The 18,319-nt window shown below is 48.6% G+C and carries 22 protein-coding genes and 1 pseudogene; 15 read left to right on the forward strand and 8 right to left on the reverse strand.

All coding sequences use genetic code 11. From position 1 onward, the window contains the following. Positions 1-182, reverse strand: a pseudogene (locus KNP96_RS10380) (copper amine oxidase); the annotation flags it as partial. A gap of 321 nt (positions 183-503) precedes the next feature. Between KNP96_RS10380 and KNP96_RS10385 the strand changes: the two are divergent. The 7 genes from KNP96_RS10385 to KNP96_RS10415 all read left to right on the forward strand — a co-directional run bounded on the left by KNP96_RS10385 (position 504) and on the right by KNP96_RS10415 (position 6,921). After that, on the forward strand, positions 504-1,877 hold the full coding sequence (locus KNP96_RS10385; RefSeq protein ID WP_239456801.1) for a PepSY-associated TM helix domain-containing protein: 1,374 nt from the start codon (positions 504-506) through the stop codon (positions 1,875-1,877). Then, positions 1,874-2,326 carry a hypothetical protein gene (locus KNP96_RS10390; RefSeq protein WP_088836136.1) on the forward strand — a complete coding sequence of 151 codons (453 nt, stop codon included), beginning with the start codon at positions 1,874-1,876 and terminating at the stop codon, positions 2,324-2,326. The genes KNP96_RS10385 and KNP96_RS10390 overlap by 4 nt, the downstream gene beginning before the upstream one ends. 125 nt (positions 2,327-2,451) lie before the next feature. Beyond that, entirely contained in the window at positions 2,452-3,822 is a 1,371-nt protein-coding gene (locus tag KNP96_RS10395) for a copper amine oxidase (RefSeq protein WP_214770335.1), read from the forward strand. Between the two features lie 253 nt (positions 3,823-4,075). Further along, positions 4,076-4,327: a hypothetical protein gene (locus tag KNP96_RS10400; RefSeq protein WP_088836138.1), complete on the forward strand. Its 252-nt coding sequence runs from the start codon at positions 4,076-4,078 to the stop codon at positions 4,325-4,327. Between the two features lie 173 nt (positions 4,328-4,500). Beyond that, on the forward strand, positions 4,501-5,559 hold the full coding sequence (locus KNP96_RS10405) for a bifunctional transcriptional activator/DNA repair enzyme AdaA (RefSeq protein WP_214770338.1): 1,059 nt from the start codon (positions 4,501-4,503) through the stop codon (positions 5,557-5,559). After that, complete coding sequence (locus KNP96_RS10410) at positions 5,546-6,589, forward strand: DNA alkylation repair protein (protein WP_214770341.1); 1,044 nt, start codon at positions 5,546-5,548, stop codon at positions 6,587-6,589. Before KNP96_RS10405 ends, KNP96_RS10410 begins: the two co-directional genes overlap by 14 nt. A gap of 2 nt (positions 6,590-6,591) precedes the next feature. Continuing rightward, positions 6,592-6,921: a hypothetical protein gene (locus KNP96_RS10415; protein ID WP_214770344.1), complete on the forward strand. Its 330-nt coding sequence runs from the start codon at positions 6,592-6,594 to the stop codon at positions 6,919-6,921. A 53-nt stretch (positions 6,922-6,974) separates the two neighbouring features. Here KNP96_RS10415 and KNP96_RS10420 read toward each other — a convergent pair whose 3' ends face one another. Beyond that, positions 6,975-7,271, reverse strand: a complete 297-nt coding sequence (locus KNP96_RS10420; protein WP_214770347.1) for a hypothetical protein — start codon at positions 7,269-7,271, stop codon at positions 6,975-6,977. Positions 7,272-7,286: 15 nt separating this feature from the next. Further along, positions 7,287-7,874 (reverse strand): DEAD/DEAH box helicase family protein, encoded by a 588-nt coding sequence (locus tag KNP96_RS10425; protein ID WP_214770349.1) that lies wholly within the window; start codon positions 7,872-7,874, stop codon positions 7,287-7,289. A 138-nt stretch (positions 7,875-8,012) separates the two neighbouring features. Here KNP96_RS10425 and KNP96_RS10430 point away from each other — a divergent pair, with 138 nt between their 5' ends. Next, positions 8,013-8,540 (forward strand): NUMOD4 domain-containing protein, encoded by a 528-nt coding sequence (locus KNP96_RS10430; RefSeq protein WP_214770351.1) that lies wholly within the window; start codon positions 8,013-8,015, stop codon positions 8,538-8,540. A gap of 66 nt (positions 8,541-8,606) precedes the next feature. Here the strand turns inward: KNP96_RS10430 and KNP96_RS10435 are convergent, their stop codons facing one another. Then, on the reverse strand, positions 8,607-8,786 hold the full coding sequence (locus KNP96_RS10435) for a hypothetical protein (protein ID WP_239456898.1): 180 nt from the start codon (positions 8,784-8,786) through the stop codon (positions 8,607-8,609). Positions 8,787-8,951: 165 nt separating this feature from the next. Between KNP96_RS10435 and KNP96_RS10440 the strand changes: the two genes are divergently transcribed. Next, positions 8,952-10,043: a GGDEF domain-containing protein gene (locus tag KNP96_RS10440; RefSeq protein WP_214770353.1), complete on the forward strand. Its 1,092-nt coding sequence runs from the start codon at positions 8,952-8,954 to the stop codon at positions 10,041-10,043. A 38-nt stretch (positions 10,044-10,081) separates the two neighbouring features. On the opposite strand, the gene KNP96_RS10445 is transcribed toward KNP96_RS10440, so the two are convergent. From KNP96_RS10445 to KNP96_RS10455, 3 genes are all read right to left on the reverse strand, one after another. Then, complete coding sequence (locus KNP96_RS10445; RefSeq protein WP_214770355.1) at positions 10,082-11,185, reverse strand: DNA/RNA non-specific endonuclease; 1,104 nt, start codon at positions 11,183-11,185, stop codon at positions 10,082-10,084. Between the two features lie 253 nt (positions 11,186-11,438). Continuing rightward, a complete protein-coding gene (locus tag KNP96_RS10450) occupies positions 11,439-11,849 on the reverse strand; it encodes an NUDIX hydrolase (protein ID WP_214770357.1) in 411 nt (136 codons plus the stop codon). Continuing rightward, complete coding sequence (locus KNP96_RS10455) at positions 11,792-12,505, reverse strand: Type 1 glutamine amidotransferase-like domain-containing protein (RefSeq protein ID WP_214770359.1); 714 nt, start codon at positions 12,503-12,505, stop codon at positions 11,792-11,794. Before KNP96_RS10455 ends, KNP96_RS10450 begins: the two co-directional genes overlap by 58 nt. 146 nt (positions 12,506-12,651) lie before the next feature. Here KNP96_RS10455 and KNP96_RS10460 point away from each other — a divergent pair, with 146 nt between their 5' ends. The 3 genes from KNP96_RS10460 to KNP96_RS10470 are packed head-to-tail and all read left to right on the forward strand — an operon-like array spanning position 12,652 to position 13,688. Continuing rightward, positions 12,652-13,026, forward strand: a complete 375-nt coding sequence (locus KNP96_RS10460; protein WP_214770361.1) for a hypothetical protein — start codon at positions 12,652-12,654, stop codon at positions 13,024-13,026. Beyond that, positions 13,023-13,406 carry a hypothetical protein gene (locus KNP96_RS10465; RefSeq protein WP_214770363.1) on the forward strand — a complete coding sequence of 128 codons (384 nt, stop codon included), beginning with the start codon at positions 13,023-13,025 and terminating at the stop codon, positions 13,404-13,406. The genes KNP96_RS10460 and KNP96_RS10465 overlap by 4 nt, the downstream gene beginning before the upstream one ends. 15 nt (positions 13,407-13,421) lie before the next feature. Next, positions 13,422-13,688, forward strand: coding sequence for a hypothetical protein (locus KNP96_RS10470; protein WP_214770365.1), 267 nt, complete (start codon positions 13,422-13,424; stop codon positions 13,686-13,688). Positions 13,689-13,722: 34 nt separating this feature from the next. Here KNP96_RS10470 and KNP96_RS10475 read toward each other — a convergent pair whose 3' ends face one another. Continuing rightward, positions 13,723-14,112, reverse strand: a complete 390-nt coding sequence (locus KNP96_RS10475) for a RidA family protein (protein ID WP_214770368.1) — start codon at positions 14,110-14,112, stop codon at positions 13,723-13,725. A gap of 112 nt (positions 14,113-14,224) precedes the next feature. On the opposite strand from KNP96_RS10475, the gene KNP96_RS10480 reads away from it, so the two are divergent. From KNP96_RS10480 to KNP96_RS10490, 3 genes are read left to right on the forward strand one after another with little or no spacing between them, the layout of a single operon-like run. After that, complete coding sequence (locus tag KNP96_RS10480) at positions 14,225-14,548, forward strand: nucleoside triphosphate pyrophosphohydrolase (RefSeq protein WP_214770371.1); 324 nt, start codon at positions 14,225-14,227, stop codon at positions 14,546-14,548. After that, positions 14,545-16,866, forward strand: coding sequence for a DEAD/DEAH box helicase family protein (locus KNP96_RS10485; RefSeq protein ID WP_214770374.1), 2,322 nt, complete (start codon positions 14,545-14,547; stop codon positions 16,864-16,866). Before KNP96_RS10480 ends, KNP96_RS10485 begins: the two co-directional genes overlap by 4 nt. A gap of 58 nt (positions 16,867-16,924) precedes the next feature. Then, on the forward strand, positions 16,925-18,319 hold the full coding sequence (locus KNP96_RS10490; RefSeq protein ID WP_214770377.1) for a V-type ATP synthase subunit I domain-containing protein: 1,395 nt from the start codon (positions 16,925-16,927) through the stop codon (positions 18,317-18,319).

Raw genomic sequence — 18,319 nt, forward strand, 5'->3', positions numbered from 1 at the left:
TGCTCAGAAAGCAATTGGTCGAGTGTCGCACGAAGATCTGCTGCTTTCGTTTTGACCGTGACGTTTTTTGCTTTGTCCTCATGCATCATGTCGTCTGAACCGCCTGATGCAAACGCCGCCGTTCCTGGTAATACGAGTGCTGCTGCCATTGCTGATGCTGCGAATTTTTTAGTGTGTTTCATTTGTAATCATCCTTTCAAATTTGGGTTTTATTTTAACCAATCTGGTAATTCGTTTCCTCATCGTTCTGAACAGCATACGCACCCGGATTTCGTTTGGATTTAAAAAAGCAAAAAAAAGTGAAATCTTTTTTAAGTCATTTGTGGAATCTATGAAAAAAGACTCCAGTATGTGTGCATTTTCTTCATAGGGACTACGCAGAAACAACACTGGATTGGCAAGAATTCGCCATAGTGTGTTAAAAGTTGGCTTGATGTAACCGCTTATAATTAAAGACGTGTTCACATGTGGGACATATATAGGAAAGAACGGGGGATATGATCATGAAAGAACGGAATCAAGCTTCGCGCGTGCAGCAGAGCTGGTACCAATCGATGTGGCGGTGGCATTTTTATGCAGGCATTATTTTTGCACCGATTTTTATCATACTTGCCGTCACAGGATCGATTTACTTATTTAAACCGCAACTGGAGGATATGTTGTACCGTGACATGATCTTCACGGAAGAGACAGGGCAACGTCTGCCGCTCGAAGATCAGATGAAAGCTGTCGCGGACAAATATCCAGAGGCGGGTATTTCTTCGCTTGGTCAGTTTGAGCAACAAGACCGGACGACACGGATTGGCGTGACGTTCAAAGAGGAGTCGGGATATGTCTATGTTGATCCATACACGGGTGAAGTGACGGGGAAACGACTCGGGGCAGGACCACTCGGCTTTATTAAAACAATTCATGGGGAATTGTTTGCTGGGAAAGCCGGAAATCTTCTCGTCGAACTTGCAGCGAGCTGGGCAATCATTTTATTGGTGACAGGAACGTATCTCTTTTGGCCACGAGGGAAAACGGGGAGCTTCAAGCGTGTATTTTTCCCGTCCTTCAGACAGAAAAACGGAGCACGTAATTTTTGGAAGGGGCTTCATGGTTCAGTTGCCGTCTGGTCAACGATCGGATTACTCGTGATCATCGGTTCCGGACTCGCATGGTCGGGTGTCGCAGGTCAGTGGATCAATACGATTGCGACGAAAGCCAATTCGAATTATCCACAGTTTGCGTACGGACCGGATGAAAGTATGGCGTCAAAAATCGTCACGAAGGACATTGCGACGGATATTCCTTGGGCGACACAAAACGACGTCGTTCCGAGTTCGGGACCAGCCCGACCGTTGACACTGTCTGTGACGGAAGTCGCAGCTGAAGCGAAACAGTTAGGGATGGGACGCCCGTATCAAATTACACTTCCACAAGGGGAAACAGGGGTCTATACGTTATCCTCTCTTCAAAGTGCGCCGACCAAAGAAGCGACGATTAATCTCGATCAATATTCGGGAACGGTCTTATCCAATGTCTCTTATGCAGACTACGGACTCCTCGCGAAGGGCATTACGCTTGGGATTGGGTTTCATGAAGGACGGTTGTTTGGTTTCTTGAATCAACTCGTCGGATTAGCACTGTGTCTAGGATTAATCTTCATCGTCGCCAGCTCATTTGTTCTATGGTGGAAACGCCGAAATGGTGCAGGAAAACTAGCGCCACCAAAACGGGCGAGTGATCAACGCGTGCAAAAAATCGTTGCCGGTTTGATTGTAGTGATCAGTTTGACGATGCCACTCGCGGCACTGTCGGTCATGACAATCCTCGTACTCGATTTCTTGATTTTCACGCGTCGACGTAAAGGAAATAAGGAGGCGGCAGCATGAAACGATTCGTATTAACAGGTTTATTCGCCAGTAGTATGGTGTTACTGGCCGGCTGTCAGTTCGAGACAAAAGCGGCTGCGCCTGCGATGAAAGTCGGACTTTACGCACCGGAGAAAATCGCAGCAGACACGAACACGACGGTCGCGCTTGAAATTGAGAACCCGCAAGCCATCGATCAGGTGCATGTTCAAGTTACGCCAGTAGGAAGTGACGAGACAGAAACGTATATGGCAGAACAGAAACAGGGACATTATGTCAGCAGTATTCCTTTTAAAAAAGCCGGTGTCTATCTCGTCAATGGTATGGTCCATGTCGGTTCGCATGTCTACACACCAAAAGCACTCGTTCAAGTGGGGGATGTGTCAGAAAAAGAGCTCGAGGCGGCACAGAGCTTATTGAAACAGGCCGTACCGGCAGGGGAACAGACGGATCATCATGGACATCATTAATGGGAAATAAGGACTTCGCTGCCGAAGTCTTTATTTTTTTGGGAAAAATATTAAAAATCAAAACTATTTGTGAACTTCTTACGTTATCTATGTGTAGTCCAAAAAAATAAAGGGGTGTTTACAAGATGAAAATGAAAAAGTCGTTTCTCGCAGTTCCACTCAGTGCCGCATTGTTGATTCCGGCAGCCGGCGTCAGTGCCCATGGTCATGAAGATCACAGCAAGATGGCCAGCTCCGGAAACATGTCTCTCGATGTCTCCTCACCAGCGTCCGACCTCCGGGCGACACTCGATCAGCTTTTATCGGAACATGCCTACCTCGCAGTCGTTGCAATGCAAAAAGGGATTGATGGGGCGGATGATTTTGATCAAGCAGCAGGTGCACTGAATCAAAATGCCGATGATCTCTCAGCAGCCGTCGGATCAGTTTACGGGGATGAAGGCGGAGAAGCCTTTAAAGAAATTTGGAAAAGTCACATCGGTTACTTCGTCGATTACGTGAAAGCAACAGGGGCAGAAGATGAGGAAGCAAAACAAAAAGCGCTCGATGACCTCGATTCGTACCGCGTCGAACAGGCAGCCTTTTTGGATAAAGCAACGGAAGGGCGATTGAAAGCAGCTGATCTCGAAGGTGGCTTAAAAGTCCACGTCACCCAACTCTTGACGTCGTTCGACAGTTACGTTGCAGGTGATTATGACGCCACGTACAGCAATTTGCGAAAAGCAATCGAGCATATGTACATGGTCGGGGAAGGATTATCGGGAGCAATCGTCGATCAATACCCGGATAAATTTGAAAATACGAAAGTCAATACACCCGCAGCCGATTTACGTGCCGGTCTGAACCACAACTTCTCGGAACACGCGGCACTCGCAATACTTGCGATGCAAAAAGGGATTGAAGGAGCAAAAGACTTTGATGCCGCAGCCGGTGCACTCAGTGAAAACACGGACGACCTGACAGCATCAATCGGCTCGGTCTACGGTAGTGATGCAGCGAAAGAATTCAAAAAAATCTGGTCGAGCCACATCGGCTACTTCGTCGACTATGTCAAAGCAACGGGGGCGGAAGATGAAGACGCACGTGACATGGCCGTCAAAGAGCTCGACGAATACCGTGTCGAACAAGCTGCCTTCCTTGATGCAGCAACGGAAGGTCGCCTGAAGTCAAAAGACCTGGAAGAAGGCTTGAAGATGCACGTTGATCAATTGTTACTCGCCTTCAATAGCTACAATGAAAAAGACTACGATAAAACGTACCCGGCAATCCGTGAAGCTTACGGTCATATGTACGGAGTCGGTGAAGGAACAGCGACAGCAATCGTCGATCAATTCCCGGATAAATTCCAAGGGACGCCAGCAAGCATGCCGAACACAGGTCTTGGTGGAGCCGCTGAAACTCAATCGTCAGCCGGTATCTTATGGTCACTGTTCGGAATTGCAGCCGCTTCACTTCTAGGATTTTTTGCAATCCGCGGTCGTCGCGAACAACAATAAGCTGTCTGACGGAGATGACTCAAAAAAGTCGCCTGAAGCGCGTGCGTTCTTTTAGACGAGAGGAGGGTGGCGGATGTAACGTCGGTCACCTTTGTCTCTGTAAAGACTGACGTTTAAGTCAGTCGCATTAGATTGCAGACTCAATGATTTTGAAGGATTCAAGATTCGATTCCTACTCTCGGGCATTCTTTAAAAAACGAATTTTTATTAGAAGACGATCGTGAAAATAAAAATCAGGAAAGGAGGAGGAACAATGAAACGAACCATCGGCGTGGTAGTAGTACTCGTCTTCGTCGTCTTCATAGCTCTCATGACACCAGAACTGCATGCAGTGGCAGTTGAACATCTGTTGCAGGATCCATTGACATCGAGCGAAATCATCCCGGTCGAAGATCGTGCAGTCGAGCCAGGTATCGTCCCGCGTATCTTACCGTGGATTGTCAGTAGTCTATTGCTCAGTGCCTTCGTGACGTTCCTCCTCCTGCGACGTAAACCAAAGCGTTAAATGAAAGCACGATCCGTTTCTCAGCCATCTGTGGCTGAAGAGGCGGATTTTTTTTTGAAGTGGACACGCGTCCGGATCAGGCACGTCGCAAAAACAAACACATCGATGCCTGATTTTCGGCGACATCCCATCGGAAGAACTCGGTATACTGAAGGAAAGAAGGAGGCGATCGCATGGAGGACCATCAAACAGAAGAGTATTATGCGGCACTCGTCCGCCGGGATGCGACCTATGAAGGGCGGTTCTTCGTCGGCGTCAAGACGACAGGCATCTTTTGCCGGCCGTCCTGTCCTGCCCGGAAACCGAAACGCGAGAACTGTGAATTTTACGGGACGGCGAAAGAAGCCTTACTCGCTTCATATCGCCCGTGTCTCCGCTGTAAACCCTTGTCGCACCCCGGTGCGAGTGACATCATCAGCCGTCTTGTTGCCGCTGTCGAAGCGACACCGGAAAAACGATTTAAGGAGGGCGATTTCCGGGAACTTGGACTCGATGCGTCAACGGCGCGCCGCCAATTCAAAAAACGCTTCGGGATGACGTTCGTCGAGTATGCCCGCTCACGTCGGATGGGACTGGCGATGAAAGAAATCCGGACCGGGAAACCGGTCATCGAGGCCCAGCTCGCGGGTGGCTACGAATCGAGCAGCGGCTTTCGGGATGCTTTCGCAAAAATCATGGGTGCGACACCAAAACGCTGGGACGGGACCTACTTGCAGGCGAAATGGCTCGATACGCCACTCGGTCCGATGCTCGCGATTGCAGACGAGGAAGCCCTTCATTTGCTTGAATTCGTTGATCGCCGAGGACTGGAACGGGAGATCGAACGGCTCCGTCTCGCGGCACGGGCCGTCATCGTCCCGGGGGAATCAATCATCTTTGAGCAAATCGGACAGGAGCTGACCGACTATTTCGCCGGGACACTGCTTCAGTTCAAGACACCACGTGCCCTCTACGGAACGCCGTTCCAACGCCGCGTCTGGGCCGAGTTGGAGCAAATTCCGTCCGGAGAGACGATTTCTTATCAAGAACTCGCCATCCGGATCGGTAATCCGCTTGCGGTCCGGGCCGTCGCCCGGGCAAATGGTGCCAATCAACTGGCACTCGTCATCCCGTGTCACCGCGTCATTCGGGCGAACGGTGATTTGGGCGGGTACGCCGGCGGGCTCGCCCGGAAAGCGACATTGCTCGAAACCGAACGACGAAAGGACTTGATTTCACATGGCACTGATTAAAGATGTCTTCTCGGACGACTGGCTCGACCGCCTGGGGCGGGCGCTGGATGCGCCGCGGCTGCAGCAGGACATCAAACAAACCGACTGGGAGGAACTCGCCTTCAAACAACGGGTCCGCCGGATTTCGACGTCGCTTGGATCGTATGTGCCACGTGAATTTGATATGGCGGCGACAGAACTCGAACGGCTTGCCCCGGAGTTCACGGGACTCGCCGGGATCGTGTTTCCCGACTATATCGAGCTCTACGGCGACGACTGGGACCGGGCGTTGCTGGCACTCGAACGGCTGACGCCGTATTCGACGGCGGAGTTCGCCGTCCGGCGGTTTTTACTGACCGACCAAGACCGGTACTTACAACAGGCACTGCTCTGGAGCACGTCGGACGATGAACATGTCCGGCGCCTGGCATCGGAAGGGACACGTCCACGCTTACCATGGGGACAGGCGATCCCGGCGTTGATTGCCGATCCGCGTCCCGTTCTGCCGCTGCTCGACCGGTTGCTGACCGACGACTCACTTTACGTCCGCAAGAGTGTCGCCAATCACTTGAACGACATCACGAAGACGCACCCGGAACTTGTGATTGAACGACTCGATCAGCTCGGGACCGATCCCCGTGTGGACTGGGTGTTGCGTCACGCTTCACGGACGTTGCTGAAACAAGGACACCCGGACGTCCTAAAGGCATTTGGTCTCGTGACACGCGGCACGGTCACAGTCGATGATTTGACGGGGACACCGTCGCTGCCGATCGGAGGCGAGCTGTCGTTTACATTTAGCCTCACGACGACGGAACCGCAAGTCCTGCGGATTGAATATGCGATTGACTATGTCAAACAGCGGGGAATGAGTCAAAAGGTCTTTCGGATTAGTGAACGACAGGTGGCTGGACGGGAGACGTTTACAAAACGGCAATCGTTTCGGAACTTGACGAGACGCGTCCACTATCCGGGGACGCATCGTGTGACCATCTTGATTAATGGGCAAGCTTACGCAACGGCAACGTTTGACGTGACAGGGGAGGAATGAAGATGAACGGACGCCATCCTGACTTTACGACGTCCCGCTTACACATCGAAGCGGTGGATACGACAGACGGCTGTGTTTGGACATTGGAGCTGTGGGACGAGCACCAACAGGTTGCGACGATGCAGTTAGCCGGTCAGCAACTCAGCTATGACGCAATCGATCCGTCCGACGCCGCCGGCTACGTTGAAGAAGCCTTGAGGGTCATCACGGCGTATCTGGCACGGACATTATTGTTACCGTCCGTGACGGGCAGAGGCGGGGAAGCCGTCGTTTGGGAGAAGAGTGGATTTGAGAGAACGGATGACGGATTTTCGTTAGCCTTGACGCACTAAACGAAAAAGAGGACAATCCGCGTCGCAGACTGCGAACGGCTTGTCCTCTTTTTTTAAGGTTCCGAGATGCCGTTCGCAAGCAGCAGGAGATAAACCCAAATCACGAGCGGGAGCAACAGCATCAGAGTGGCAAGCAGGCTGAAGGTCTTGATGACAGTGTTTTTCAACCGGAGCGCAATCAGGAGTGACATCACATAGCCGACGCCGACGAGCGAATATAGACTGATCGGGACCCAAAGGCTCATGTTCGGGAACGTCCGTCCGTTCAGTCCGAAAAATAACAGGAGGCTGACGATCAAGAGAATGAAGGTCAGGACAAGTGAACGGTATTCCTTCGGTTGTGACGTCAAGCGGCATTCTCCTCTCTATTTTTGACCGACGGGGTTATAAGACCAGCCGAAGCGGGCGCAGATTGCTTCGGCACTCTCTGCGGCAGAGCGTCCTTCCGTATCCAGGCGGAAGTAGTTCGGGTACGGCAGTTCTCCTGGCAGGGAGGACGTCCGGTAGCCGTCTGCCGTCTCGAGTAAGTCGTTTTCGGAAGCGGCGAGATCTCGTTTCGTAAACTTATGGGCAAGACGGTTTTCCGTCTTATTCCGCATGAGCCGTGTTGCGACAGAGGCTTCGAGTTCGACGATATAGACGTCGGAACCCGCCTCTTCAAACAATGCGACCGTTTCCTCAATGAACTCAATCCCTCCGCCTTCGACCCCGAACAGGCAGAGGAACGTGAAGAGGACACCTTCGAGATCGCTGACCGCCATCTCTTTGAACATCTCCCGGCGGATCAAGTCCTTCAGCCTGTGATGGGCGGGCTTTGAAAAGTCGAAATAGGGCAACAGCAAATCGATCGTCTGGTGGTTATGAAACAACTTCATCCCGGTCAACCGTTCGAGTTCCTGACCGATTGTCATCTTTCCGACGGCCTGAGGACCGAGCAGCAAAACAAATTTCATCGAAAGACCCCGTTTCCTTTTTTTTGTTAGATTACCATACAAAAAAGGAACATTAAAATTAGAACGTTTGTTCGCTTTATTGTATAATGGGAGTAAGAACTGTTGGCGTTTTAGGACCGAATGGAGGTCATTGCTCATATGGAACATTGGAAGATGGTGCAGGGGTATGAGGGAAGTTATCAGGTCTCGACGTCAGGCAACGTCCGTTCGCTCGACCGGATTGTCGAGACAAGCCGTGGCGTCAAACAGCGGCGCACGGGTGTCGTCCTGCGTCCGCGAATCAATCAGGACGGCTACCGGAAAGTGACGCTGTATCAGCAGGGGCGTGGTGAACGGTTTTACGTCGGTGAACTCGTCGCCCGGGCGTTTCTTGACCCGACTGCCTGCGAGGAGCGTCTCGTCCGGGCGGATCATGACCGGTTGAACGACCACATCGATAATCTGTCGGTCAAGCCTTCGCCAAGTCAAGCCTATGCTTCCTTGCTCGCTGAATTCGATCTGCTGTTGACGGACCATGTTGAATTGTCGGCGTGGCAGATTCGGGAGATCCGGCGGCGCTACCGGACGGGCGAAGCGTCGATTCGAAAGCTTGCGCTCGTGTACGGGGTGACTGAAAACCGGGTCCGCAATATCATCGATAAGAAAGAGGCGCGGTATGTCGTGTAGGCAGAAGGAAAGGGCAGTCCGAAGAAAATCGGTCTGCCCTTTTGGTTGAAAAAAAGTAAGGTGTCGTTAGCCGGCAAGTGGTAAGTACGGCGTGATTTGGCTCACCGTCAGTTGGAGGAGCTGTTGCGTTTCCTCTTTCGGTTCAGACGTGACGTAGATGATTAACGCAGCGGCGACGATTAAAAAGATGACGATGACGAGCCCGATGAAGAAAGGCATTTTACTTTTTCGTTTTTCTTCGTTCATGTCCACAGGTAGTTCCCCCTTTTACGAATTAACAGATGCATCTGTCATAATGATTCCCTTTTAAGAAAATGGAAAACCTGCGAAACGGCTAGAAAAAGGGTTCCGGTAAGACGATAAAGAAGATATAGACAGAAAAAGCTATTTTTTGAAGGGATGTCGATCGTCGTGTTGAGTCAGTTCAACCAGTTTCTATTAAACTTTTCCCTTTTGATTACGTCCCTGCTGTTCGCCTTCTTACCGATGCGCAACATCAAACGCATTTCACCGCACTCCTCCATCCGGATCCGACTTGCCGTCGGATTGATTGCAAGCGTGATCGGGGCACTGCTCGTCTTAAACAGTATCTCCTACGATGGAGCGAAGATTGATTTACGACTCGTCGCGCTCGTCACGGCGTATTATTACGGCGGCTGGATCAGTGGCGCATTGACGACGGTCGCCGTCATCGGGGCCCGCTTTCTCGTCACGCCACCCGGTGTCTACCAAGGTTTGATTCTCGCGACACTGATTTGTCTTGCTTTACTCGTCACGGCAAGTATTTACCGTCGCTTTGCTGCCCAGACGTTCAAAGACTACCTTGTCCTACTGAGCATCGGAATCGGCTACAGCTTACCGGCCCTGTACTTGTTGACGGATACGTTCATTCGGTTTTTCGAGATGTCATTCGTCTACATCATCTTCAATCTCCTCGGAGGGTACGTGACGTTTCGTTTTCTGCAGGAGTTACGGAAACATTTCCAGTTCGTCCAAGCCCAGCAGGAGCTTGCCTTGACGGACAGTCTGACGAATCTCGCCAATCGGCGGAAACTCGATGAGACATTGGCCGACTATGACAAACACGGGTATGCCTTCTCGGTCCTGATCGTCGATATCGACTTCTTCAAGTCGGTCAATGACGAATACGGACATGATGGCGGGGATGTCGTCTTACGGCAACTCAGTCATCTGTTGACGACGTTTTGTCCGGAAACGGGACTCGTCACCCGGTATGGCGGCGAGGAATTCGTCGTCGTCCTGCCGGATATCTCGCACCGTGAAGCGGAGCAACTCGGGGAACGGATTCGGACGGCGTGCGCCGATCAACACTTCATCTTCAAACCGTATCCGGCTTTCCATGTCACGCTTTCGATGGGTGTCGCATCGTCCGACCAAGCCAAGACGGCGTTCGAAGTCGTCCAAAAAGCCGATCAGGCGCTGTATCAGGCAAAACAGACGGGGCGCAACAAAGTCGTCGGTTATGATATGACACATAATTAAAAAAAGGCAGCTCCGCGGAGCCTGCCTTTTTCGTGTTGTCATTCACCGACCATGCCGTCGTTATCGTTGTCCCGCATGTACGGATAGAGCCAGTGGTCACTCCGGATCGGCATGCTGAAACCGGCATCCTTCGCTTCCTGGATCGTGACTTGTCCGTTTCCGTTCGCATCGACGCTTGAGACGTCACCGCCCGTTTCCGGCGTCGTGCTTGGTGTCGAAGCGGCAGGCGTTTTCGCCTTCGGTTCAGCTTTTGGTGTTGCTTTTGGCGCTGCCTTTGGTTCAGCCTTCGGTTTACTTTCCGGACTCTCGGTCAGACCGAGCGACGCGTTGACACCATCCGGGTTGATGTTATCGAACTTGTCGACGATGACGTTGCCTTTGATTGTGTACGTGTACTGATAACTCGAAGGAATTTGTGTTTTCGTCGTTTCATAGCGGATGATCGCTTCGAAATTCGTCGCACCACCGGCTTTACGGATAGTATCTTCCATGTAGGCTTGATCGCCGTGGCGATTGAGCGTGCTGTCCTGCGGCGTGATGTTGTAGGCGTTCGAGACACCGCCAAGCGAATCGGCGATGACATGTCCTTCATCAAGATCACGGTGTTCGACACCCGGAACCTTCGCTTCATCATGATAGTAGCGACCGGCTGACGTCACGTCTTCCGTTTTATCATTTTGTAAGGTGATTTTTTTGGCGATGACTTTGACGAGTTGTCCATGCTTGTTCGTAAATGCCCAGTATTCACGGTCCCCGAACCCGATATCGACGACGACGTTCGCCTGACGGTCTCCGGACTGGTCGCCGCCATCGACTTGAATCTGTTTGTATCCGGTGAACGGATCATTGCTGGACGCCGTGACCGAGGGCTTGTCTTCTGTTTCTTTTTGATCCGTTGTCGTGTCTGATTTTTTTTCGGTCGTCTCTTTCGCAACCGGCTCTGCAGGAGGCGTCTCCTGTTTCGCGTCTTCTTTAACGATGTCCGCTGTCGGTTCTTTGATGTCGCTCGTCTGCGGCGTCTCTTCTTTTGGAGCACGTTCCTCCGTCTTCGTGTCTGTCGAAGAAACTGTCTCCTCGTCGCTCGCACATCCCGTCAGTAACAGGGCCGCTAGCGGTAATGCAAGGTACATTCGTTTTTTCATGCCGCACTCCTTTCACTTAAGCACACCCGTCTGTTTTCTCAACATCCCTGAAGCTGGCGCTAAGCTGATTTTCAATATATAACAATCTTAATATATATTTGGGTGCAATTAAACAAATATGTAAATTTACTTAAGGAATGACGACGTCAACCTCGTGACGTGATGCAATCAAGGAAGTTGCATTTCAGGAAAAAGACGATCTGTCCTGGTGGGCAGGACAACAAAAAAACACGCCACTTCACGTGACGTGTTTTCAAGTCGAGACGAGCTGAGGAAATATCTGATACCGCTCAAAGTCAGTTAAGATGTTCGGTGCAATCTGTTTCCGAATCATTGCTTCGTCAGCCCAAAGATAGGCGTCGTGTTCGTCCGATAAGCTGACAGCATTGGTTTCCGCCGTACAGAAATAGACGAGTAAGATGACTTGGCGGTCGGAGTGGGTCAGGAAACTGGAGGCATACGCAATCCGGTCGACCGTGACTGAGAGTCCCGTTTCCTCCCGGACTTCACGGATCAGACTCGCTTCCGGTTGCTCCCCGAAATCAATCTTCCCGCCCGGACATTCCCAGGTCCCGCCACCCGAGTCGGCAGCGGCACGCTGGACGATCAGGATTCGGTGATCTTGCCGGATGATGCCTTTGACGGCGGTGATGATGGTTGGCATATGTGTTCCTCCGTTCGCTTGAGCACGACAGGCAGGGGGCCTTCCTGTCGTACGAGTTGATTGTTGTTAAGGTAAATCCCTGTCCGTTCCGGTAAACCGTAACCGTATAGGCTTCCGGTCGTAATAAATGCCTGTTGTAAATTCGCAACTTCATCCCAAGTATCGTAATGGACGGAGAGGACGGCGTCCGGTAAGAGACCGAGTCCTTCAAGGACTAAGTCCCGACCGTCCCGCTGATCGATTGCCGGAATCCGGCACTCGTCCGGTGCGAGTAATGCCCCGGCAGAAAAACCAGCGACCGGGACACCAGAGCGGTACCGTTCTTGGATGACGGCGCCGATTGGCGTGTTGAGGATGTAATCCTGATAACATTCCGTTTCCCCACCCGAGATGATGATGCCTGTGCTTTTGCTCAACTGTTGAAGCTGTCCGTCGGTCGGATGGGGCGACAACGGCAAGTGGAAAAAGTCGGTTATCCCACAGGCGGCTAACGCATCCGTATAAACCGGTGCGTAACTTGAGAAGGACGAACCGGGACGCGGAACATAAAGTAAGGCGACGGGTCCGGGTCCGTCTACACAATCGGCAAACGCGGCACAGAGTGTTGGCGGGAACGGCGGTCCACCGCCGAATAAGAAGAGATGTTGATTGGTCATGGGAAAGACCTCCTTCAAAAAAAGTATTCTTTTATCGTATTAGAAATGTACGACAAAGGGTACCTGTTTATTTTTTGTGATAGGTAGAAAACGGAAAATGAATTACAATGGGAATACCAGGGAAAGTACAGCGAGGAGAGCTGGATATGAACCAAAAGCAGATAAATCGATTTCGCTACCGGGAGTCCGGGATGGGGCAAGGGCAAACGTTCTTCTGGACTAGGGCGACCGGGGAATTGCGATACGAAGAGGACGGGCGGGAAGAACCTAAAATCAAGCGGCTCTCGTCAAAGCAACAAGCGGTGCTTGAACAACGGTTGACGCAAGCAAAGGTAGCCGACTGGAAACCGATTTATGAGACGGAGTGGCTGATTCTCGACGGGACGGACTGGGAAATCAGTTGGAGTGGTCCAGGTGGAGACGGGGCATCTCGCGGCAGTAATGCCTTTCCAGAAGAGTGGGAAGTGCTGCGGGACTGGCTCTATGGACAATGTACAGAAAGCGGGGAGGAAACGAGATGAAAAAAGGGCTGGTCGGACTGATCGTCCTAATCGGGTACACGGTTCCGTTCGTTTATTTTGCATTATTGGAAGATTTCAAAACGGGAACGTTACTTGGTTATTTGCTGTTACTTGTCATGTTTACGGCACTCGCCTTTGTCGGACAACGTTTTAGTCATCTGTTGTTTGTAGTTTTCGGCAATCTCGTGTCTTATTTCGTCTCGGTTTATTTTGCGGGACAGAGGAACGACTTCGGCTGGGACTGGTATTTTAAACCGCTGACAGCAGAACAACTGATTCTGTTTGTCAGTCTGTTGATGCTCATCCCGCAGTTAATTGCGGTGGTCGTCGCGATGTCACGGGAAGCAAAAAGACGGATGAAAAAGCAGATAACTGAATGAGTGGAGGAGACCCTGATGACTGAAAGCAGTGAAGCATTATTAAAAGCCATCATCGAAATCTTGAGGACAGAACGCCAACTGGAGTTGACAGAGCTTTACCAGCGTGTACGAGAGCGAAACGATTTAGATGTGTCACGTTTTTCGACGGAAGCCGGACTCGATGCCCGCATCCGAAAATTAATCTATTTTCATGCGAGTGAGTGTGAGTTATATGAAGGAACGAAGGATTTGTTCTACAGTGAGACAGGCAAAGGGACAGGGCGCTGGGAATTACGAAAATGAAAACACGCCACCAACAGTGACGTGTTGCAATGCATTAGACTAATCCTAAAATCTCGACTTCGACCAAAGCACCCTTCGGCAACTCTTTGACAGCGATACATGAACGGGCCGGGAAATGGTGATGCGGTTCGAAGTACGCGGCATAAACTTCATTGAAGGCCGCAAAGTGCTCCATGCTCGTTAAGTAACACGTCGTCTTGACGACACGGTCCGGTGTCAGGCCGGCTTCTTTTAAGATTGCATCGACGTTTTTCATGACCTGTTCCGTCTGTTCGGCAATCCCGCCGGCAACGAGTTCACCGGTTGCCGGGTCAATCGGAATCTGACCGGAGGCATAGAACGTACCATTGGCGATGAAACCTTGCGAATAGGGACCGATGGCAGCAGGTGCCTGGTCTGTGTTGATTTTTTTGAATGCGTTCATGAAAAGAACCTCCTATGATTTTGGGTGGTGAATAGGGATATGGCGTGCGATTTACGTCTAACTGTAGGATAGTTGTGACAACGTTACTATTACATACAAGGAGTGAAGCAAAATGCCTCTTTATCATAAGTTAGTCCGAGACGAAATTCCAACCATCATTGCGAAAACCGGAAAGCAGGCGACGTTCCGTACGCTTGAGCCGGAAGAGTTTTTAGCGGAAGCAAAACGAAAGCTCCATGAGGAAGTCGCGGAATATGAAGCTGCGGTGACGGACGCAGATGCAGTCGAGGAGCTGGCTGACCTGCTCGAACTGATTCAGGCACTAGCGAAGACGCACGGCGTGACAGTCGAGGAACTGGAAGCCGTCCGACAGGCGAAACAGCGAAAGCGCGGCGGTTTTGAAGAACGGCTTTATCTTGTCGAGGTAGAAGATTGATCCCGGAAGCGAAGCTGACGACACACCATTTATATGACTCACTCGTCGATGCCATTGATCAGGCGGAGGAAGTCTATATCGTCGCCGCCTTCGCACAACGCTCGGGTGTTGAACTGTTGTTACCGGCGTTGCGTCGCGCCGTTGAACGGGGCGCTGATGTGCATTTTTTGATTGGCGACTACTTACATATTACGGACCCGGAGGCGTTGGCAGAATTATTGAAACTGGACGGTCTGTCGATTCGGTTTTATCGCTCCGGCGGTCGGGCGTTTCATCCGAAAGCTTATTTGTTTCGCAATGCAGAGACGGGTCTGTCGATTGTCGGCTCGTCGAATATCTCTAAAAGTGCGTTCCGAACAGGTGTTGAGTGGAATCTCCATTTACCGCAAGCCGTCGCGCCGCATATCTTGGATGATGCGATTGAGGCATTCATGGATCTTTATTTAAGTGAAGCAGCTCAAGACCTGAATCCGATTGTCCTCGAAGCGTACCGGCAAGAACATGACGCACGGCAATATGTTGCGGAACCGGAAGTTGATTATGCGGAGGAACAGATCGTCACGTCCGAGGAGATTCTGCCGCACCGGGTGCAGGAGGAAGTATTACGGGCACTCCGGGAAACGATGGAAGAAGGACGGACGCGTGCTTTGACTGTGCTTGCGACCGGTCTTGGAAAAACGTATCTCAGTGCATTCTTTGCACGTGGTTTTAAGCGGATTCTGTTCCTCGCACATCAACGCGAGTTGCTGGAACAAGCGGAACGTTCGTTTCAAAAGGTCGAACCCAATTGGCAGACAGCCTTTTATATTGGATCAGACCGTACGAACGATGAACAGACGGACGTGCTGTTTGGATCAGTCCAAACGTTATCCCAAAACCGGCATCTCGAACGGTTTGCAAAAGACCATTTTGATTTGATCATCATCGATGAGTTTCACCACGCAGCAGCTAAAAGTTATCAAAAAGTGCTTGCGCATTTCGACCCCCGGTTTTTGCTGGGACTGACAGCGACGCCGGACCGGATGGACGGAGCGGACGTCTATGCACTGTGCGACAATAACGTTGCGTTTCAGATGCACTTCACGTCAGCGATCAACGAAGGATTCCTGACACCGTTTCATTATTACGGGATTCATGATGTCATCGACTACTCGCAAATGCGGCGGATGGGACGGAAATATGATGCGATGGAACTGGAACAGGCGCAGATTGATCGGGCAGTCTCAGAAAACATCTATGCCGCCTGGTCGAAGCACCGGCAGACGAAGACGATCGGCTTTTGTTCGTCGATCCGTCAAGCTGAATACTTAGCGCTGACGTTCCGGGAAATGGGACACCAAGCGATTGCCTTGACCGGACAGACCATTAATCGACGGGAGCGGATCCAAGAGTTTGAACAGGGAATGTTAGAAATCGTCTTTACGGTTGATTTGTTTAATGAAGGAGTCGACATTCCGAAAGTCGATACGTTACTATTCTGTCGACCGACGGAATCAATTGCAATCTACACCCAGCAAATTGGACGGGGCTTACGTTTAGCGAGTGAGAAATCACATTGTGTCATCATCGATTTGATTGGGAACTATAAAAACGTCGAAACGAAGCTGATGTTGCTTGGAACAGTAAAAGACAAGCTCAAGCGGGGGGACAAGGAGCCGATTACCCCACCAAAGGGATGCATCATCGAGTTCGATACAGAAGCGCTGAATATCATTCATCGGATGCGTCAACCGAATCAGCGTAAACTGCGTTTGATCGAAAGCTATGAACAAGTGAAACTCGATCTTGGGCGTCGTCCAACCTACGTTGAGATTGGTCAACTGACAGCCGTGCCGACGGGTTATAAACAAGAGTGGGGCTCGTACGTTGGTTTCCTGAAGGAACAAGGTGAATTGACGGATGAAGAAGTTGAGACCTATGATGCTAACCGTGAATTGATTGAACAGGTCGAAAAAACGGTCATGAACCGGAGTTACAAGATGGTTGTCTTGCTGTCGATGCTCGAGCGAGGAGAAGAACGTTGGATGGAGCCGATTACGGCTGAAGAAGTGGCACCGTTCTTTTATCAGTATCTGCATGCAGAGAAGTATCGGGAAGTGAAGGATGCACAAACGTCGGAGTTAAAAGGACCGTTTGATGCTATTAAAGTAGAAAAACTGTTAAAGAAGATGCCGTTTCCAAGGATGGGGAATCAATTTTCATTTAATTTAGATGAATTATGTATTTTGAAAAATGATAAATTTAGTATTTCATTACATCATATAATTTTTGAGATTGTAAATTATAGACTATACAATTATTTCAAATTAAACTCCTAATAAATGTACTTTTTATGATATAATTGTGTGATTTAAATTTATTTTTAAGGAGTAAGATATGGATTTTGTAAATGTATTTTTAGAGTTGGCGACTGAAGATGATTATGATGACTTATTAAGTTTTTTTAAGGAACCTATGCTGCTAAAAAAAAAATATGCATACGAAGATAAAAAAGAACTTTCAAGAAAAGTATTAGGTTCTCTTACGGTTAACATGATAAAAAAAAGAAAAAAAAATAAAAGCGATCCCTTGTATGTATACATCAATAAAGTAAAAAAAGAATTTGCAAGATTTCCATCTGGTTTTACTGAACAGTTATTGTACTTACTTATAAATGAAAATAAAGTTTCTCAAGCAAACGGGTTTTTACTTTTGTGCTCAAATAATCTTGAAGATTCGAATAGTATTATAGAAAAAACTAAGGAAGCAATTAATTCAAACCAATACTATTTAAAAACCTTTTTAAATGAAATACCTGAAGAAGAATTTAATTCATTCAATGTATCAAAAGAAAGAAAAAATATCATAATTGATTATTTGTCTAATCATTTCAGTGAAAATAATATTAAGATTAGCACTAATGTGAAAAATAGTATTTTATCTATAGAAAAAATGTCCTCAGTTGATCTTATCTCCACCAAATTTAAAACTGAAGAAGATAGAATATTTTCTTATTTAAAGTATATAGAAAAAAATGCAGAAAAAATTGATAAGTTCTCATTTCTATTAAATTATAGTCTGGATGAATTTTTTATCGAATTGATAGAGAATATGAACAAAAAAGTTAAAGAAGAGTCTACCAAAAATGATGCATTTCAAAAAGAATTGACTGAAAAAGAAGAAGTAGTCAATAAATATAAAAAAATTCTTTCTAATGAAGTAATCACAAAAAAAAATCTTGAAAAAACTAAAAACTCCTCTATTTTTGAGATGAAAAAAGAAATTGAAAACATTAAATTAGAAAACAAAAGAATATTAAATGAAAAAAATTTTTTAAAAGAAGATATCAGTAATAAAACTAAAAGTATAAGTGAACTTACATCACAAATAAAAGATGAGAGCCGAAAATTAGCTGAAATCACCGAGAAAAACAAATATATTAATGAAAATTATATAAAGATAGATAAAAAAACCATAGAAAACGATTTTTTTTATGGGAAATGGATATTTGTTTGCTCTAAAGATTATGAATTTTTATGTGATTTTTATCCTGAGCTATTAATAATGAACTCGGAAGAATTGAAAAAACTATTAATAGATTTAAGTAGAAATGAATACAAAAAAATATTTATATTAACTAGAGCGATGTCAACATTTACCTATAAAAAAATTATAAGTGAAATAGAAAATTTAGATTTACAAATAGAAATCAGCACGAAAGAGTTTCGTTCGCTTAAAGAAACGATTGATTGGATAGGATATCAAAAATGTATTGAGAAAGGGATAGAATAA

This window comes from Exiguobacterium sp. s133, from assembly GCF_018618595.1.
Lineage (GTDB): Bacteria > Bacillota > Bacilli > Exiguobacteriales > Exiguobacteriaceae > Exiguobacterium_A > Exiguobacterium_A oxidotolerans.

Coding starts and splice junctions, on each gene's coding strand:
- KNP96_RS10385 (WP_239456801.1), top strand. CDS start 504: ATGAAAGAACGGAATCAAGCTTCGCGCGTGCAGCAGAGCTGGTACCAA.
- KNP96_RS10390 (WP_088836136.1), top strand. CDS start 1,874: ATGAAACGATTCGTATTAACAGGTTTATTCGCCAGTAGTATGGTGTTA.
- KNP96_RS10395 (WP_214770335.1), top strand. CDS start 2,452: ATGAAAATGAAAAAGTCGTTTCTCGCAGTTCCACTCAGTGCCGCATTG.
- KNP96_RS10400 (WP_088836138.1), top strand. CDS start 4,076: ATGAAACGAACCATCGGCGTGGTAGTAGTACTCGTCTTCGTCGTCTTC.
- KNP96_RS10405 (WP_214770338.1), top strand. CDS start 4,501: ATGGAGGACCATCAAACAGAAGAGTATTATGCGGCACTCGTCCGCCGG.
- KNP96_RS10410 (WP_214770341.1), top strand. CDS start 5,546: ATGGCACTGATTAAAGATGTCTTCTCGGACGACTGGCTCGACCGCCTG.
- KNP96_RS10415 (WP_214770344.1), top strand. CDS start 6,592: ATGAACGGACGCCATCCTGACTTTACGACGTCCCGCTTACACATCGAA.
- KNP96_RS10425 (WP_214770349.1), bottom strand. CDS start 7,874: ATGAAATTTGTTTTGCTGCTCGGTCCTCAGGCCGTCGGAAAGATGACA.
- KNP96_RS10430 (WP_214770351.1), top strand. CDS start 8,013: ATGGAACATTGGAAGATGGTGCAGGGGTATGAGGGAAGTTATCAGGTC.
- KNP96_RS10435 (WP_239456898.1), bottom strand. CDS start 8,786: ATGAACGAAGAAAAACGAAAAAGTAAAATGCCTTTCTTCATCGGGCTC.
- KNP96_RS10445 (WP_214770355.1), bottom strand. CDS start 11,185: ATGAAAAAACGAATGTACCTTGCATTACCGCTAGCGGCCCTGTTACTG.
- KNP96_RS10450 (WP_214770357.1), bottom strand. CDS start 11,849: ATGCCAACCATCATCACCGCCGTCAAAGGCATCATCCGGCAAGATCAC.
- KNP96_RS10455 (WP_214770359.1), bottom strand. CDS start 12,505: ATGACCAATCAACATCTCTTCTTATTCGGCGGTGGACCGCCGTTCCCG.
- KNP96_RS10460 (WP_214770361.1), top strand. CDS start 12,652: ATGAACCAAAAGCAGATAAATCGATTTCGCTACCGGGAGTCCGGGATG.
- KNP96_RS10465 (WP_214770363.1), top strand. CDS start 13,023: ATGAAAAAAGGGCTGGTCGGACTGATCGTCCTAATCGGGTACACGGTT.
- KNP96_RS10470 (WP_214770365.1), top strand. CDS start 13,422: ATGACTGAAAGCAGTGAAGCATTATTAAAAGCCATCATCGAAATCTTG.
- KNP96_RS10475 (WP_214770368.1), bottom strand. CDS start 14,112: ATGAACGCATTCAAAAAAATCAACACAGACCAGGCACCTGCTGCCATC.
- KNP96_RS10480 (WP_214770371.1), top strand. CDS start 14,225: ATGCCTCTTTATCATAAGTTAGTCCGAGACGAAATTCCAACCATCATT.
- KNP96_RS10490 (WP_214770377.1), top strand. CDS start 16,925: ATGGATTTTGTAAATGTATTTTTAGAGTTGGCGACTGAAGATGATTAT.